A 14,409-nucleotide genomic window follows, 5' to 3' on the forward strand; every position below is an offset into this window, starting at 1 on the left:
GTCTTTCCGCCATGTGGCCGCTCGCAGCGGTGGCCGCGCGCCTGGAGGTTCTTCCTCCCTGGCCACAACCAGGCGCGCGGCCGGCGGGTTTTTCATTCATGTGGTTGGTTCGCATGTCAAAAATTTTTGCCTTTGCGAGCCTCTCAACACCACACAACAAAATTGAGAGGAACCGAAATGCAACAGGTATCCATCCCTATGGTGGTCTCACCATCCGAAGTCATGCGCAAACAGTCACTGGGCGCGGCCCTCGATCTTTGCGTCGAGCTGGCGGGCTATGAGGCAAAGCAGGTCCAGCGCGATCTCAAGCTGGACAAGGCCCAGTTCAGCCGTTGGCAGTCTGGACAGGAAGGCATCATCTGGCCGCGGCTCAAGCTGGTCATGAATCACTGCGGGAACGATGCCCCGCTGCTCTGGATGAACCACGACCGAGGGTTTGACCTCAGCGCCATGCGCAAGGTCGAGACGACGCTGGAGCGAGAAAACCGAGAGCTGCGCGAGCAGCGCGATGCCCTTCTCACATTGCTGCAGAGCAAGCGGAACTGATGGACAACTACCGAGAGGTGCTCCATCAGATGGAGCTGTTCGGCATCGCCCTACGTTCGAAAGACCGAAGTCGCTTTCCCGTCCTCAATCGGCGCACAACGTGCGGTGTGGGGGGCAAGGCCTGGTACAAGCTGTACGAGTTCCGACCTGATGCCGGCGGCGTCTACCTGGTCGGCGCGTTTGGCAGTTGGCGCAGTGGCAAATCCGAGAAGGTGGACGTGGATTGGGCGCCACTGTCAGAGGCTGAGCGCGCGCGCCGGAAAGCGGAGCACGAGGCAGCGCGGAGGGCCGAGGCCGCTGCCCGCGCCGAAGAGGCCCGTCTGGCCGCCCTTTCCGCGGCCGAGCTCTGGGCCACGGGATCTCGCACCGGCAGCTCGGCCTATCTCAAGTCAAAGCAGGTGGAAGGCGAGGCATGTCGGTATCTCCCCGACGGATCGATCCTGATTCCATTGTTGCGGTACGACTTGCCTCGCGAGGACGCATTGCGTGCAGTACAGCGTATCCACCCCGGGCCGCGCAAGCATCGCCGAACCGGCGAGCCGCTGCCGCAGAAGGTCTTCACCTCCGGCTTCGCGAAAACCGGCTGCAGCGTTCGATTGGGCGAGATCTCGCCAGAGAGCCGCCTGCTGCTGGTGTGCGAAGGTTATGCCACTGGCTTGTCCATCCGCATGGCAACGGAGAAGAAGTGGCCCGTGTTCGTGGCGCTCGACGCCTACAACCTGCCGGCTGTGGTGGAGCTGCTGAGGGGCCTCTACCCGGGCGCCTTCATTCTGATCTGCGCCGATGACGACTGGAAGTCGACCGACCATGCGGGGCCCAACCCCGGCTGCAGGCGTGCGCGCCTGGCAGCGAAGCACACGGACTCATGCGAGATCGTCTGGCCGGTGTTCGACGCGCGAACGCGGCAGCTTAAGGACACCGATTTCAATGACTTGCACCAGCGCGAAGGCCTTGCCGTCGTTGCTCGCCAGTTGCAGCGTGTCACGTCGCTCATTGTGGAGGCCTTGAGTGACTGAGCCGGATGACCCACACCTGCCACCGGTAGAGCCTGACGACGACTCGGCGGGCGATGAGCTGGGAGGGCTAGAAGCGGCCTTCCTGGCCTCTGGCGCGGAAGCGCCACTGAGCAATGTCTTGCCGCTCAGTGCGGGCCGGAAGAGGCGCTCCAGTGCGTCAGATGGCGCGGATTCGGCCTCTCCACCCCCTTCCCCTGATAGCGCTAGCGCGTCTTCGAAGGGGAAAGGGGGGGAGGCCGCGGGCGATGGGGGCAAGCCGAAAAAGAAGATCGATTGGGGAAAGTACACGCGCCTCATTGAGAACTTCACGCTGATCTACCCCACCGACACGGCCTGGGATGGCGAAAAGCGCAAGAGCGTGAAGCTGTCCAACATGGCTCACATGTTCGGAGCGGACTACGTGCGCATGTGGAAGGCCTCGCCAGACCGCAAGAGCGTCGACGAAGAGCAGCTTGTTTTCGACCCAACCGAACAATGCGGTGAAGACGCGATCAACCTGTGGAATGGTCTGGCCATCGAGCCGGAGGCTTGTGAAGCGAAAGACGTGGAGCCCATGCTCGCGCTACTCGATCATCTTTGCAGCCGCTGCGATGGCGCGGTGACCAGCGTCGACGAAGTGAAGAACTGGGTGTTGTGCTGGTTGGCGCTTCCCCTGCAGAAGCAAGGTGCCAAGATGGCCACTGCCCTGGTGTTCCACGGGCCGCAGGGCACCGGCAAGAACCTATTCTTCGATGTGGTCCGTGACATGTACGGGCGCTATGGCGTGATGGTCGGCCAGACCGAGATCGAGGAAAAGTACAACGCATGGATATCGGCAAAGCAGATCGTGGTCTGCAATGAGGTGGTCAGCCGCCAGGAGCTGTTTCACAACAAGAACCGCCTGAAGTGGATGATCGATGCGGAGCGTATCCCGATCCGCTCGATGCACACCGACACCCGCTGGGAAGCCAACTGGGCGAACCTGGTGTTTCTCTCGAACGAGAAAATCCCGATCGCGTTGGAGCGGGATGATCGGCGCCATCTCGTCGTCTACACCCCGATTCCCGAAGACGGGAAGCTATACGACACGGTGCGGGCCTTCCTGGCTGCTGGTGGCGCGGCCAAGTGGATGCACTACCTGCTGAACTATCCGCTGGATGGCTTCCACGAGCACACGAAGCCGCTCATGACGCAGGCCAAGCAGGACCTCATCGAGCTGAGCATGGAACCGGGCGAGCGCTTCATGCTCGACTGGATGGGCGGGTACCTGCACCTGCCCAGGACCGTGTGCTCGGCCGAGCAGCTGTACCGCGCCTTCCGCCGATGGGGAGAGAACACCGGCGAGCGCTGGGCCCCGAATCAGGCGCAATTCACTTCGACGGTCAGGAAATGGGCCGACGAGAGAGTTGAGAAGGACGCGGACGGGAGAAAGCTCGAACCCGTGCTCACCTACAAGGTGATCAACCTGGTGGATGCCATGAGCGTCAGGAAGTCCGTGCGGTGCTGGATACCGCGCGACTGCGGCCCGCGCAACGGCGTATCCGAAGGCGAGTGGGCTGGCAGTGCTGTTGACACCTTCGACGTCGCCTTGAGCCGCTTTCTGCGGACCAGGGAGGGTGGATCAGGAGCCGACGATGGAACATCCTCCCCCGCCCCCACTTCTGGCAAGAGAGCCGGGGGTGAGAAATGAGTCTGTTACGCACCCAGCGTAACGCCGATACGCCGCAAACCCGCGTCGTTACGTGCGTTACGCGTGTTACGCCACCTCCCTGTACATGTGCGCGCATACCCATGTGCGTGCAGGCGCGTGCGCATGTGCGTGACGCACACCCCCCGTAACGAGCGTAACGCACGTAACGACGCGGGCTCCAGGCGCAACACGGTCGCGCGCACGCGTAACGCCACTCTGGTTTCTCTCTCAAAAAAAAGGAAGAGTCATGAAGGATGAGCAGTCGATCGAACAGACGGCGCCAAACGCGGCGCGGCGCCAAGCCATGCCTGCGGTGGCCGCGTTTGTCGACCTCTGCAGGGAGGCCTACGGCAGCGACATGGTGGATGCGCAAATGGCCAAGGCTCAACAGGCCAAGCGTGAGCATGCCGCCGTGTTGCAGGCGCAGGGTGCGGATGAGGCGGCACGGTGGCACGTGGTGCACGGCCGTCGCTGCACATTCTTTGCGGAAGAGGGCGGACGGTCCATTGGGCTGCGGTCTCCGTGGGGGCAGGACGCACCATGAAGCTGGACTTCAAAACCAACTTCCCCGAAGTGCAGCGGTCCTTGCGGCAGCTGCGTTCCGACATTGGCGGTCGGGCCTTGGTCTCAGCCATGAACAAGACCATGGCCCAGGCACAGACTCAGATGGGCCGGGAGATCACCTCGGAGTACCGCGTTACCTCGGCCTATGTCCGGGAGCGGCTGCGCCTCAAGCGCGCCGCTTTCAGGGCAGGACAGTTCAGCTTCACTGCCGAATTGATCGGGGGCAATGGAAAGAAGCGCAGCGCGAACATGATCGCGTTCCTCGAACGCTCGGTCAGCCTGGCCCAGGCGCGCAAGCGCGGCAAGGAAGGCACGCTCAACCAGCTCCGTTTCCAGGTCCGCAAGACCGGTGGCAAGAAGATCATCACCGGCGCATTCATCGGGAACAAGGGGCGCACCGTGTTCATCCGCACGGGCAAGGATCGCTTGCCCATCAAGGCTGTGAGCACGATCGATGTAGCCCAGATGTTCAACCAGAAGCGAATCAACCGCGCGGTGGTCGGCACGATCCGCGCCCGCTTCCCCACCATCTTCGCGAGCGAAGCCCGGTTCTACGTCTCGAAGTTCAACGCGCGCTGACCATGCACCCCACCCTCCCGACCCCCCACCCCCCGTTCGGGTCCTTCCGTGCGCCCCTCTCATACGGGGCGAAACGATCGCGAAATCGCGCTAGCGATTCGGCTCAGGAAAAGTTGACGCACAGGTTGACAGATGGCGAAAAGTGACCCGAATCTGTTGACGCAGGCCGAGTACGCGCGCTCCCGGAAGGACCGGGGCCTGCCCGGCGGGTCGCGGGAAGCGGTGCGCAAGGCGGTGGAAGAGCAGCGCATCAGCGCGTTCGGCCCCGACAAGCTGATCGACCTGCAGCTCGCGGACAGGCAGTGGGCGCGCAACACCCGCGCCAGGGTCGGTGCGACCGATAGCGGTGGACACGTATCCGAAACCGGTGACGATCTGATGGCGGCCGTTGACGGCGTCCAGGCGCCGGCCATGCCGACAGTAGCCGCTGTGGCACCTGACGGCTACACCGCCGCACGTGTGCGCACCGAGAATGCCAACGCTGCCCTTGCCGAACTGGAGCTGGCGCGCAAGCGCGCCGAGGTACGCGACGTTGCCGATATCAATCGAGGTGGTTTCGACATTGCACGCGAACTGCGTGACTCCATGGACTCATCCGTCAACACGCTGGCCGCTGAGCTGGCAGTGCTGGAAAACGCCGATGCCTGTGCAAAGGTGTTGCGCCAGCACAACCGCACCATCCAACAGATGCTGGCTCAGCGCCTCCGCGAAAAGCTTGGCGTGAAGGTTGAGGTCGCTTGAACGACTTGCACGACGGCTACTACCTGATGCTCGATGCGTTCGCGCGTGGCATCGAGCCGGACTCGAACAAGTCGGTTGACGTTTGGGCCGACGACAACATGATCGTGCCGAAAGAGACCGGTGCCAGCGAGCCCGGCCCGTACAAGACTTCGCGCACGCCGCACGCTCGCATGCCGATGCGCTGCCTCAGCGCAGATCATCCCTGCAAACGCGTGGTGGCCATGGTTGCATCGCAGATGTTCAAGAGTCAGGTGGGCCTGAACTTTATGGGCGAGACGGTGCACCAGCGCCCGCGCAACTTTATCTGGGTAGTGCCTACCGGCAAGCTGCACAAGCGTGCCGCCGCCCGCATCGACAAGGTGGTCGCTGCCACCGCGCCACTACGAGATCGCTTCGCAAAGCCAGCTTCTCGGGTTTCGACCAACAACAACGACATCAAGTCTTACCCGGGCGGAGCGCTGTACATCGCAACGGCTGGCGCCGCTGCCAACCTCTCAGAGCTTACCGCCACCTACGGTGTGTACGACGAGATCGACAGGTCCAAAGACAACGTGGGCGGCGAAGGTTCACCCGACGAACTGCTGGAAACACGGATGACCAGCCACGAGCGGGAAGCAAAGCTCTACTACCCCAGTTCGCCCACTATCGAGGGTGAAAGTCCGATTCAAACGCTGCACGATCGCGGCACCCAGCGCGTGGCCTTGGCAGAGTGCATTCACTGCGGTCACGCACAGCCTTTGGACTTCTTCGACAAGGACGGCGAACCGCGCCTCATCGCTAGCGACGATGGCAAGGAAGCCTTCTATCCATGCTGTGAATGCGGCGGCCTGCACGGCGAGGGGGACAAGACCCGCATGTTCGCGCGCGGTCTGTGGAGCGATGGCGTCCCGGGCGACGGTGAGACCGAAAGCTTCCAGGCCTCGGCCATGTTCCTCCCCTACGGCTGGCTCCCTTGGATTGCGCTGCTCAAGCAGTACCACAAGGCCAAGGCCAAGCTGGAGGAGGGCGACGACACCAGCATGATCGTCTTCTACAACACACGTCTGGCCAAGTGCTGGGCGCGGAGCAAAGAGACGACGCGCTATGAAGGGCTGATGGCTCGCGCCGAGCCCTACCGCCTGACCACCGTCCCGGCCGGCGGACTCGTTCTCACCGGTGCGATCGACGTGCAGGCCTACCGTCTGGAGTTCCAGGTCATTGCTTGGGGCGAGGGCATGGAAGGCTGGGTGGTGGATTACCAGATCATCCACGGCGACCCGGCAAGCAAAGCCACGTGGGACAAGGCCGATGAACTGCTCAAAGGCCGGTACCGCCACGTCAGCGGCTGCCGCCTCAACATAAGTGCCGCCTTTGTCGACTCCGGTGGCCATCACACGCAAGAGGTCTACAACTTCACCCAGGCGCGTCGCCACCGGAACGTCTTTGCCATCAAAGGCGACGCAAACAAAAAGAACCGCCCGATCATCGGCAACAAGCCCAGCATCGTGGGCGTGGACAAGAGGGGTAAGACTGAGCGCCGCGGCCCGCAACTGTGGATCATCGGAACCGACACCGCCAAGGACTACCTGCAGGCGCGCTGGAAGTTCGTGCAAGGACCTGGTGCCTTGCACTTCAGCCAGGACCTGCCCGAGAGCTGGTTCAAGGGTCTGGTGGCAGAGTACCGCACGAGCGGTTTTAAGCGTGGCCGCAAGGTCAGTTGGTGGGAACAGAAGAAGGGCGAGCCAAACGAACCGCTGGATCTGACCGTCTACAGCGTGGCCGCCGCCATGATGCTGGGCCTGCATAAGAAGAGCGAACACGCCTGGCAGTTGCTACGAGAACGCCTGGTGCCGGCCATCGGCGACCTTTTTGAACAAGATGACCAGCCTGTCCGGCAGCCACCTGAGCCGGAAGACGTGCCGGTGGTCGAGCCTTTGGGCGATCTCGCAGCGACGGTAGTGGCCAGTGCTGCACCACCACCAATCGAACAGGCATCCGCCCCCTCCATTGTGGGCGGCAAGATTTCGCTCAGGGGGTTGAGGAGAGGTGGCGCGTGACAACCAGCCGGAACCTCGACCCTGAACCGGACCTGCTGCTGGTGGTCATTCAGCGGCTGCGCGCGCTCGTACCCTCTATCACGGACGAACAGGCCCAGCAGATCGAGGCCACCGCGCGCGCCGAGTTGGGTGGGCTGCGAGTGCGGATACCGAAGCGCCGGAAACACCTCACGAACGACCAGCGGGCCGAGATCGCACGCGAGGCCGTCAATGCTGCAACCAGTGATGACGAACTGACGGCGCGCCATGGCATCCACAGAGCGACGCTGTATCGGTACGTAAAGCGCGGCACGGGTGGGTGAAGTCGCAATTTGGCCTAGTTTTGCCACCGCCTGCTGCCTAGACTCCCGCGGACTTAGGAGCACGAAATCATGTCCGGAATCACCCTCGCACAGGCCCAGGAGCAGTTGAACGCTTACCTAGCGGCCGAGACAGCTGCGCTCAACAAGAAGTCCTACACCATCGCGGGACGGACGCTGACGTACCAAGATCTCTCGACGATCCAGCAGGGTATCGAGACCTGGAGCAGGCGAGTTGCGGAACTGAGCGCGCGAGCCAGTGGTCGTGGGCGAAGCCGGACCATCGTGGTGGGGTTCTGACATGGCAAATCGCATGAACGCCTCCATGGCTGCACTCGGTGGCCAGAACTTGTTAGACAAGGCCATTGCATATGTCTCGCCCAAACGTGCGGCAGAACGCATGCTGGCTCGCACGACGCTCGCCATGGGCGGTGGCTACAGCGGCGCAGGCATCAACAAAGCGCAGCTTTCGAGGTGGCTTACCTCCCCGGGGTCGCCCAATACGGACATCAATCCAGACCTCAAGGTGCTGCGCGCACGGAGCAGCGACCAGATGCGCAATTCACCGATCGCGGTCGGTGCCATCGGGCAGACTGTTAACGGGGTTGTCGGGACTGGTCTGATGTTCAGCGCGCAGGTTGACGGGCGATTTCTCGGCCTGAGCGAACAAGAGGCCGAGGCATGGAATGAAGACCATGACCGTCGCTTTCATGCGTGGTGCGACTCAATCGACTGCGCTCTTGAACGCAACCTCAACTTCTACGGCCTGCAGGAGTTGAGCTTTCGCTCGGAGCTTGAGCGTGGCGACATCTTCTGGTTGACGCCGATGGTGCCGCGCGCAGGTCGCGCTGCATCTCTCGCGCTGCAGTTGATTGAGGCGGATCGCGTGTGCAACCCGGACGGAAAACCGAACACCGACAACCTGGTGGAAGGCGTCGAGTTGCATCCCACCACGAGAGAGCCCGTTGCGGTGCACGTCGCCAGGCTGCACCCCGGCGATGCTCTCGGCAAAAAGAATGACTGGACGCGGGTGAACGTGAGGGGCGAAAAGAGTGGGCGTCGGAATGTGCTCCAGAGTTTCCAGCCGCTGCGGCCTGGACAGGTTCGCGGTGTTCCATGGATTGCCCCAATCCTTGAACCTCTAAAGCAGTTGGGGCGCTGGACCGAAGCCGAGCTAAACGCGGCCGTCACCAGCAGCATCTTCAGCGTCTTCCTCAAGATGGACCCGGAAGCGTTCCAGGACATTTTCGAAGACGACGCAAAGGGCGCAATCGTCGAGCAGGCCGGCAAGTGGTCCGGCGAGATGGAGAGCGGCAAGGCGATCAACCTCCTCCCTGGTGAAGAGCCCGTGTCGGTGGCACCGACCCGCCCCAATCCCGCATTCGATCCGTTCTGGATGGCCATGGTGCGACAGATCGGCATGGCGTTGGAGATCCCCGTCGAGGTCCTTATCCTCCATTTCCAGAGCAGCTACACCGCCGCCCGCGGAGCGATGTTGATGGCGGCGAAATTCTGGCGGCGTCGCCGGGACCGCATGATCACCAACACGTGTTCTCCGGTCCACGAGCTATGGCTTGCGGAAGAGGTGACAGCCGGTCGCATCAGGGCCCCCGGGTTCTTCAGTGATGACATCACACGTGCTGCGTGGTGCGCTGGCGTGTGGACCGGTGACGGGCCTGGTTCGCTGGATCCCCAAAAAGAAGTCACTGCAGCACAGGCACGGGTGGACATGGAGATCAGCACACTCGATTCCGAGAGCGTGGCTTACGACGGAGTGCCGTGGAAGGTCAAGCATCGGCAGCGTGCAAAAGAAGTGGCCGCTCAGAAGCGCGATGGCACTTACGTGCAAAAGGCGGGCGCGCCGGCTCCTGCGAGTGCGCCCGACGATGACCGGGATGCAACGCAGCGTCAATCAGAAGCAGACAACACCGGCCCTGCGCATCGTTGAGGACTTGTCGCAATTTGGCCTATTTTTTATGGGCCTATGTTTTCAGAATCGGCGTCACTGAAACGATCCAGTGATGACCCGATGAAGCATCCCCAAATCGCAGCGCGCATCTTCAACACGCCGCTGCTCATTCACCCGCAGAAGCTGGACGCGATCATCGCGGGTCTGGGTGATCGGCTGTTGGGGGCCGGCGTAGAGCTCCCCGTTGAGCTTGCGCAAGTAGCGTCGCTTCCGGCCGAAATGTTCAGCACCCGTTGTGGTCAACGTGGCGACAACGGCTACATCGTCACAGATGGGGTTGCCGTCATCCACGCCAGCGGCGCGCTGGTGCACCGTAGCCGCTACCTCATGGCCGACTCCAGCTACTTGCTGGGCTACAACGAGCTAGCCGTGCAGCTCGAAGCAGCGATGGAAGACCCCGAGGTGCACGCGATCCTGCAGGTGTTCGACTCCCCAGGTGGCGAGGTGGCGGGAGCTTTCGAATACGGCGACCGCATTCACGCTCAGCGGGGCCGCAAACCCATGTGGGCGATCGCCGACACTCTCGCGGCTTCGGCCGCCTACCTCGGCGGTTCGGCCTTCGACTCGCTCGCCGTCTCTGCCACCGGCTACGCAGGTTCCATCGGTGTGGTGATGCGGCATGTCGACTTCTCACGTGCACTCGCCAACGACGGCATTCGTGTCACGCACATCTTTGCTGGCGACCACAAGGTTGACGGCAACCCATACGAGCCGCTGCCCAAGGATGTTCAGGCCAACCTGCAGGAAGAGGTCGACGGCATCTACACGATGTTTGTCGACGCGGTGGTCCGAAACCGGGGGTTGAAGGCGCAAGCCGTGCGGAACACCCAGGCCTCGGTCTACCGGGGTGAGGCTGCGGTAAGCCTGGGCCTCGCTGATCGCGTGTCCACCACAGATCAACTTCTTTCCGAGCTGGCCGCCAAGCGTGTCCGTTCATTCCCCGCCGGGCCGACCGCCCGCTCATCCGCCAACCAAGGAGCACCCATGTCTGGCACCCCCACTGAAGGCGGTCAACCGTCCGCCACACCTCCCGCGCCAACTGCGGCCATCACCCAAGCCGACATCACGGCTGCCCGCGCTGAAGGCGCTGCAGCAGAGCGGCAGCGCATCGCCGACGTGCGCGCCCAGACGTTGCCCGGCCATGAAGCACTGGTCGAACAGCTCGCATTCGATGGAAAGACCACCGGCCCCGAAGCCGCCAGCGCGGTTCTCAAGGCCGAACGCGAGCGGATTGAATCTGCGGGCAAGGCCTTGCGCAGCGAGGCCCCCGCACCGCTGGCGCTGGTGCCTGGTTCCTCGGTTCAGAAGCCCGCCAGTGCAGCAATGACAAGCAAAGAGTTGGACGCTCAAGCCAAGAAGTACCAGGCCGACCATCCCGGTACCGACTATCTCGCCGCGGTCAAAGCAGTTCAAGCCGCCCAGGCCTGAGCAACCCCTCTCCCTCAACACACCCTTAGGAGCAGCACACCATGGCCGCACTCTTCAAGTCCGCACACACCATCGGCGTTCTCGCCGCCGCCACCATCACCCGCGCGCGGGCCATCACCGCGACCGGTGCTGTCGCCACCGCCGCGGGAAACGCCGTTGGCGTGGCGGAGCTCGATGCAGCCTCTGGCACGCGTGTACCGATCACCGCGCTCGGCACGGGCATCGCTACCGCTGGTGCAGCCGTGGCTGCCGGAGCAGCACTCGAAGTCGGTACTGCCGGCAAGTTGATCACCCGGACCGCGGGCGTCACCGTTGCGCGCGCGTTGACTGCCGCTGCCGCCGATGGCGACGAGATTGAAGTGCTGCTCATTCCGAACTGATTCGAAGCCCAACCCCTTCACCCAACTGGAGAAATCTTCATGTCTGCAATGAACGCCGCACAGGCCCGCGTCATCGATCCCGTCCTCACCACGGTGGCCCAGGGCTACCAGAACAGCGAAATGGTGGCCGGCTTTCTGTTCCCCACCGTCCCCGTGAATCTGCGCGGCGGCAACATCATCACGTTCGGCAAAGAGAGCTTCATGCTCTACCAGAGCCAGCGCGCACCGGGCGAGAACACCAAGCGCGTTCGCTTCGGCTATGCGGGTGCGCCCTACGCGCTGGTGGACTACAGCCTCGAAGGCATGGTGCCGGTCGAGATCGAACAGGAAGCCCAGAACAGCCCAGGCATCGATCTGGGCGCACGCGCCATCAACGAGGTACAGGCGATCATGTCCCTGCGTCACGAGAAGGCCTCGGCCGACATCGCACGCAACGCCGCCAACTACGCGGCGTCGAACAAGGTCACGCTTGCTGGCACCGACCAGTGGAGCGACTACGGCGCAACCAGTGACCCCATCGATGACATCGAAGCCGCCAAAAGCGCTGTGCGTGCTGCCACTGGCAAGCGTCCCAACACCGTGGTGCTGGGCTCGGTGGTGATGGACAAGCTGAAGAACCACCCCAAGATCGTCGACCGCATCAAGTACACCGGCCGCGACGTTGCCACTGCTGAACTGCTGGCAAGCCTTTTCGGCGTCGAGCGTGTTGTTGAAGGCGCAGCCATCTACTCGAACGATGCCGGCACTGCGTTCACCGATGTCTGGGGCAAGGACGTGGTGGTGGCATACACCAACCTGGCGAGCGCCCAGAGCGGTGGCCTTCCCAGCTATGGCTACACCTACCAGCTCAGTGGCTATCCGCAGGTCGAAGACCCCTACTTTGACCGCAATGCCAAAAGCTGGCTGTACCCGGTCACCCGCAGCGAAGCGCCGGTGCTCGCTGCCGCTTCCGCCGGATTCCTGATCACCAACGCCGTGGCCTGAGTGGTCACCCCTTCTGCCGCGCTGACGAAAGGTGAACATGAAACTCGTTGCACTCCAGCCGATACGGTATGACGGCAAGCGCTATGCCGTTGGCGACCTGATGGAAATCGCAGACAAGGCGAAACAACAGGCCCTCGCCCTGATCACGTGCGGCTCCGCTGAGCCGGCGGAGAAGGCGAAGGCGCGTACGGCGGCCGATGCCAAGCGGCACGCGCAAGCGCTCTCCGACGCACAGGACGCAATTGCGGCAGCGGAAGAAGCGTTCGCCAAGGCATCTGATGAAGAGAAGCCCGCTGCTCAAGCGGCTCTCGACGCAGCCAATGCCGCGTTCGCCGACCTGGAAGCCTGACCCATGCCATTCGTTGAGGATTTCTCGCTCTTCTTCCAGTCCACCGAGTTCGCGTCAGACGCGACCTTGGACGGGGAGGCAGTGCGCGGCATCTTCGACAACGGCTACCAGGCGTTCGAAGTTGCAAGCGGCGTGTACGCCACTGGCCCCGTCTTCCTGTTGCCCTCCAGCGAGGTCCCGGTGGATGTCGTCGGACAGACGCTCCTGATCGGCGTGGAAGCCTGGCAGGTGGTGGAGCCGGAGCCGGACGGCACCGGAACGACGTTGCTGCGCTTGCGCAAAGGCTAACTGTCGTGGCCCATGCCCAGCAACAGATCCTCGAAGCGGTGCGCAGCATCCTGGCAACCGGCGGAACAGCCGCGGGCTCGAACGTTTACCTCGATCGCGTGGACGCTGTCCCACCCAACATGCTGCCAGCCATCCTTGTGGACGAATCGGCGGAGGGCGAAACGGTGACCTTGAACACGTTCACGAGCATCGAAGAGCGCGCGCTGGGCGTATCCATCAACTGCGTGGCCGCTCACGGGACCGAGGCAGTCGCGCGCTCGCGAGATCTCGGCCTGCAGGTGGAAAAGCTGCTTGCGGCCAGCGCAACGCTGCGCTCCCTCTGCAAGCTCGGCGTGCAGATCACAGGTAGTCGGCCGGTGGTCAGCGAGGACAAAGACCGGCTCATTGCATCGCGCGCGCAGGACTGGCGCATGACCTACATGGTGGCCGCCGAGGCCCCCGACCAAATTCTTTGACACTCACAGGAGCATCGCATGGACATCAACGTCTGGAGCAAAGTGAAAGTGGCCGTGCAGACCCTGCTGGCCGCCCCCAAGACCATCACCGACATCAGCAAGGCCAACCCGGCCGTGGCTGACAGCACCGCCCACGGCTACAGCAATGGGGACTACCTGCTGCTGAAGATCGTGGGCATGTCCCAGCTGAATTACCGCGTGGTGCGTGTCTCCGCATCGACCACGGATGAGTTCACCTTGGAGGGTATCGACAGCACGCTGTTCGACGACTTCGTGAGTGGCACGGCGGAGGAGATCACCTTTGGCGCGCAGGCCAGCACGTTGCAGAACTTCACGCCAAGCGGTGGCGAAGCCGCGCAGATCCTGATCCCGACCATTCACACCGACCAGGACTTCCAGATCCCCGGCAACCGTTCGCCCATCGTCGTGGCCTCGACATCGCTTTGGGTGCCCAACGACGCCGCGCTGCTGGCCGCCAAGGGTTTCGACGACCGCAAGACGCCTGGCTGCGTTCTGCTGACGTTCGCCACCGGAGTCAAGCTGGCCTTTTCGGCGTACATGAGCTGCAACCTTTCTCCGCAGGGTGAAGCGGGCGCTGCCGTGACCACACCGCTCAGCATGAACCTCCGTGCTCCCATGTCGTTCTGGATGAACTGAACCCATGGCAGTCCTCAGCCGAGATCAAGTCAAGTCCCCGGTTCTGCGCAAGCAGACCGTACCCGTCCCTGCGCTGGGTGGTGATGTCGTCGTGCGCGGGCTCCTGCTCTCCGAAATGCTTGAGAAAAAGCATGTCAACGAAGAGTCTCAAAAGCCTCGCGACGGCGAGACCGAGGAGCGTGCCCGCGCTCGCGCCGGCGGGCACGTGGTTTCCTACACCCTAGCCCGCACTGTCACGATTGCCGACGGCAAGCCGCTCTACAGCGAGGCCGAGTGGGACGTGTTTGGTGCGGAGAACCCCGGTGACGTACTGGACCTCTTCAAGGTCGCCGAGTCGCTCAACGGCCGCAACAAGCAGGAAATCGCAAAAAACTAGCGTACCAGCCGGACAGGCGCTTCGCCTTCGTTCTTGCCCTTCGGCTGGGCTGCACTGTGGAAGAACTGGGCGC

The 14,409-nt window shown here is 62.9% G+C and carries 18 protein-coding genes; all 18 read left to right on the plus strand.

The features are described from left to right. Positions 1 to 177: 177 nt before the first annotated feature. The 18 genes from ABSY19_RS20345 to ABSY19_RS20430 all read left to right on the plus strand — a co-directional run bounded on the left by ABSY19_RS20345 (position 178) and on the right by ABSY19_RS20430 (position 14,336). A complete protein-coding gene (locus ABSY19_RS20345) occupies positions 178 to 546 on the plus strand; it encodes a hypothetical protein (protein ID WP_382155385.1) in 369 nt (122 codons plus the stop codon). After that, positions 546 to 1,562, plus strand: a complete 1,017-nt coding sequence (locus ABSY19_RS20350) for a toprim domain-containing protein (RefSeq protein ID WP_382155388.1) — start codon at positions 546 to 548, stop codon at positions 1,560 to 1,562. Before ABSY19_RS20345 ends, ABSY19_RS20350 begins: the two co-directional genes overlap by 1 nt. Next, positions 1,555 to 3,231, plus strand: a complete 1,677-nt coding sequence (locus ABSY19_RS20355) for a DUF5906 domain-containing protein (RefSeq protein ID WP_382155391.1) — start codon at positions 1,555 to 1,557, stop codon at positions 3,229 to 3,231. The genes ABSY19_RS20350 and ABSY19_RS20355 overlap by 8 nt, the downstream gene beginning before the upstream one ends. Positions 3,232 to 3,478: 247 nt before the next feature. After that, entirely contained in the window at positions 3,479 to 3,775 is a 297-nt protein-coding gene (locus ABSY19_RS20360; protein WP_382155394.1) for a hypothetical protein, read from the plus strand. Further along, the gene (locus tag ABSY19_RS20365; RefSeq protein ID WP_382155397.1) at positions 3,772 to 4,374 is read left to right on the plus strand and encodes a phage tail protein; all 603 of its coding nucleotides are present in this window, start codon (positions 3,772 to 3,774) and stop codon (positions 4,372 to 4,374) included. The genes ABSY19_RS20360 and ABSY19_RS20365 overlap by 4 nt, the downstream gene beginning before the upstream one ends. A 132-nt stretch (positions 4,375 to 4,506) precedes the next feature. Then, positions 4,507 to 5,115 carry a hypothetical protein gene (locus ABSY19_RS20370; RefSeq protein ID WP_382155400.1) on the plus strand — a complete coding sequence of 203 codons (609 nt, stop codon included), beginning with the start codon at positions 4,507 to 4,509 and terminating at the stop codon, positions 5,113 to 5,115. Continuing rightward, entirely contained in the window at positions 5,112 to 7,151 is a 2,040-nt protein-coding gene (locus ABSY19_RS20375; RefSeq protein WP_382155403.1) for a phage terminase large subunit family protein, read from the plus strand. The genes ABSY19_RS20370 and ABSY19_RS20375 overlap by 4 nt, the downstream gene beginning before the upstream one ends. Beyond that, a complete protein-coding gene (locus tag ABSY19_RS20380) occupies positions 7,148 to 7,453 on the plus strand; it encodes a hypothetical protein (protein ID WP_382155406.1) in 306 nt (101 codons plus the stop codon). The genes ABSY19_RS20375 and ABSY19_RS20380 overlap by 4 nt, the downstream gene beginning before the upstream one ends. Before the next feature lie 69 nt (positions 7,454 to 7,522). Then, positions 7,523 to 7,750 carry a DUF6148 family protein gene (locus ABSY19_RS20385; protein WP_382155409.1) on the plus strand — a complete coding sequence of 76 codons (228 nt, stop codon included), beginning with the start codon at positions 7,523 to 7,525 and terminating at the stop codon, positions 7,748 to 7,750. A 13-nt stretch (positions 7,751 to 7,763) separates the two neighbouring features. Further along, positions 7,764 to 9,398: a phage portal protein gene (locus ABSY19_RS20390; protein ID WP_382155412.1), complete on the plus strand. Its 1,635-nt coding sequence runs from the start codon at positions 7,764 to 7,766 to the stop codon at positions 9,396 to 9,398. 81 nt (positions 9,399 to 9,479) lie between these two features. Then, complete coding sequence (locus ABSY19_RS20395) at positions 9,480 to 10,847, plus strand: S49 family peptidase (RefSeq protein WP_382155415.1); 1,368 nt, start codon at positions 9,480 to 9,482, stop codon at positions 10,845 to 10,847. A gap of 41 nt (positions 10,848 to 10,888) precedes the next feature. Next, positions 10,889 to 11,227, plus strand: coding sequence for a capsid cement protein (locus tag ABSY19_RS20400; RefSeq protein ID WP_382155418.1), 339 nt, complete (start codon positions 10,889 to 10,891; stop codon positions 11,225 to 11,227). A gap of 39 nt (positions 11,228 to 11,266) precedes the next feature. Next, the gene (locus ABSY19_RS20405; protein ID WP_382155421.1) at positions 11,267 to 12,211 is read left to right on the plus strand and encodes a major capsid protein; all 945 of its coding nucleotides are present in this window, start codon (positions 11,267 to 11,269) and stop codon (positions 12,209 to 12,211) included. A gap of 37 nt (positions 12,212 to 12,248) precedes the next feature. After that, a complete protein-coding gene (locus ABSY19_RS20410) occupies positions 12,249 to 12,560 on the plus strand; it encodes a hypothetical protein (RefSeq protein ID WP_382155423.1) in 312 nt (103 codons plus the stop codon). A gap of 3 nt (positions 12,561 to 12,563) precedes the next feature. Then, positions 12,564 to 12,848 carry a hypothetical protein gene (locus ABSY19_RS20415; protein WP_382155425.1) on the plus strand — a complete coding sequence of 95 codons (285 nt, stop codon included), beginning with the start codon at positions 12,564 to 12,566 and terminating at the stop codon, positions 12,846 to 12,848. A 5-nt stretch (positions 12,849 to 12,853) separates the two neighbouring features. Further along, a complete protein-coding gene (locus ABSY19_RS20420) occupies positions 12,854 to 13,303 on the plus strand; it encodes a hypothetical protein (RefSeq protein ID WP_382155427.1) in 450 nt (149 codons plus the stop codon). An 18-nt stretch (positions 13,304 to 13,321) separates the two neighbouring features. After that, a complete protein-coding gene (locus tag ABSY19_RS20425) occupies positions 13,322 to 13,960 on the plus strand; it encodes a phage tail tube protein (RefSeq protein WP_382155430.1) in 639 nt (212 codons plus the stop codon). Between the two features lie 4 nt (positions 13,961 to 13,964). Further along, the gene (locus ABSY19_RS20430; RefSeq protein WP_382155433.1) at positions 13,965 to 14,336 is read left to right on the plus strand and encodes a hypothetical protein; all 372 of its coding nucleotides are present in this window, start codon (positions 13,965 to 13,967) and stop codon (positions 14,334 to 14,336) included. Positions 14,337 to 14,409 lie beyond the last annotated feature (73 nt).

This window comes from Hydrogenophaga sp. ANAO-22 (genome assembly GCF_042466645.1).
GTDB lineage: Bacteria > Pseudomonadota > Gammaproteobacteria > Burkholderiales > Burkholderiaceae_C > Hydrogenophaga.

What these genes read in the sequence shown, in the direction of transcription:
- ABSY19_RS20385 (WP_382155409.1), top strand. Translation starts at nt 7,523, where the DNA reads ATGTCCGGAATCACCCTCGCACAGGCCCAGGAGCAGTTGAACGCTTAC.
- ABSY19_RS20365 (WP_382155397.1), top strand. Translation starts at nt 3,772, where the DNA reads ATGAAGCTGGACTTCAAAACCAACTTCCCCGAAGTGCAGCGGTCCTTG.
- ABSY19_RS20345 (WP_382155385.1), top strand. Translation starts at nt 178, where the DNA reads ATGCAACAGGTATCCATCCCTATGGTGGTCTCACCATCCGAAGTCATG.
- ABSY19_RS20405 (WP_382155421.1), top strand. Translation starts at nt 11,267, where the DNA reads ATGTCTGCAATGAACGCCGCACAGGCCCGCGTCATCGATCCCGTCCTC.
- ABSY19_RS20370 (WP_382155400.1), top strand. Translation starts at nt 4,507, where the DNA reads ATGGCGAAAAGTGACCCGAATCTGTTGACGCAGGCCGAGTACGCGCGC.
- ABSY19_RS20410 (WP_382155423.1), top strand. Translation starts at nt 12,249, where the DNA reads ATGAAACTCGTTGCACTCCAGCCGATACGGTATGACGGCAAGCGCTAT.
- ABSY19_RS20390 (WP_382155412.1), top strand. Translation starts at nt 7,764, where the DNA reads ATGAACGCCTCCATGGCTGCACTCGGTGGCCAGAACTTGTTAGACAAG.
- ABSY19_RS20430 (WP_382155433.1), top strand. Translation starts at nt 13,965, where the DNA reads ATGGCAGTCCTCAGCCGAGATCAAGTCAAGTCCCCGGTTCTGCGCAAG.
- ABSY19_RS20415 (WP_382155425.1), top strand. Translation starts at nt 12,564, where the DNA reads ATGCCATTCGTTGAGGATTTCTCGCTCTTCTTCCAGTCCACCGAGTTC.
- ABSY19_RS20360 (WP_382155394.1), top strand. Translation starts at nt 3,479, where the DNA reads ATGAAGGATGAGCAGTCGATCGAACAGACGGCGCCAAACGCGGCGCGG.
- ABSY19_RS20425 (WP_382155430.1), top strand. Translation starts at nt 13,322, where the DNA reads ATGGACATCAACGTCTGGAGCAAAGTGAAAGTGGCCGTGCAGACCCTG.
- ABSY19_RS20395 (WP_382155415.1), top strand. Translation starts at nt 9,480, where the DNA reads ATGAAGCATCCCCAAATCGCAGCGCGCATCTTCAACACGCCGCTGCTC.
- ABSY19_RS20400 (WP_382155418.1), top strand. Translation starts at nt 10,889, where the DNA reads ATGGCCGCACTCTTCAAGTCCGCACACACCATCGGCGTTCTCGCCGCC.
- ABSY19_RS20350 (WP_382155388.1), top strand. Translation starts at nt 546, where the DNA reads ATGGACAACTACCGAGAGGTGCTCCATCAGATGGAGCTGTTCGGCATC.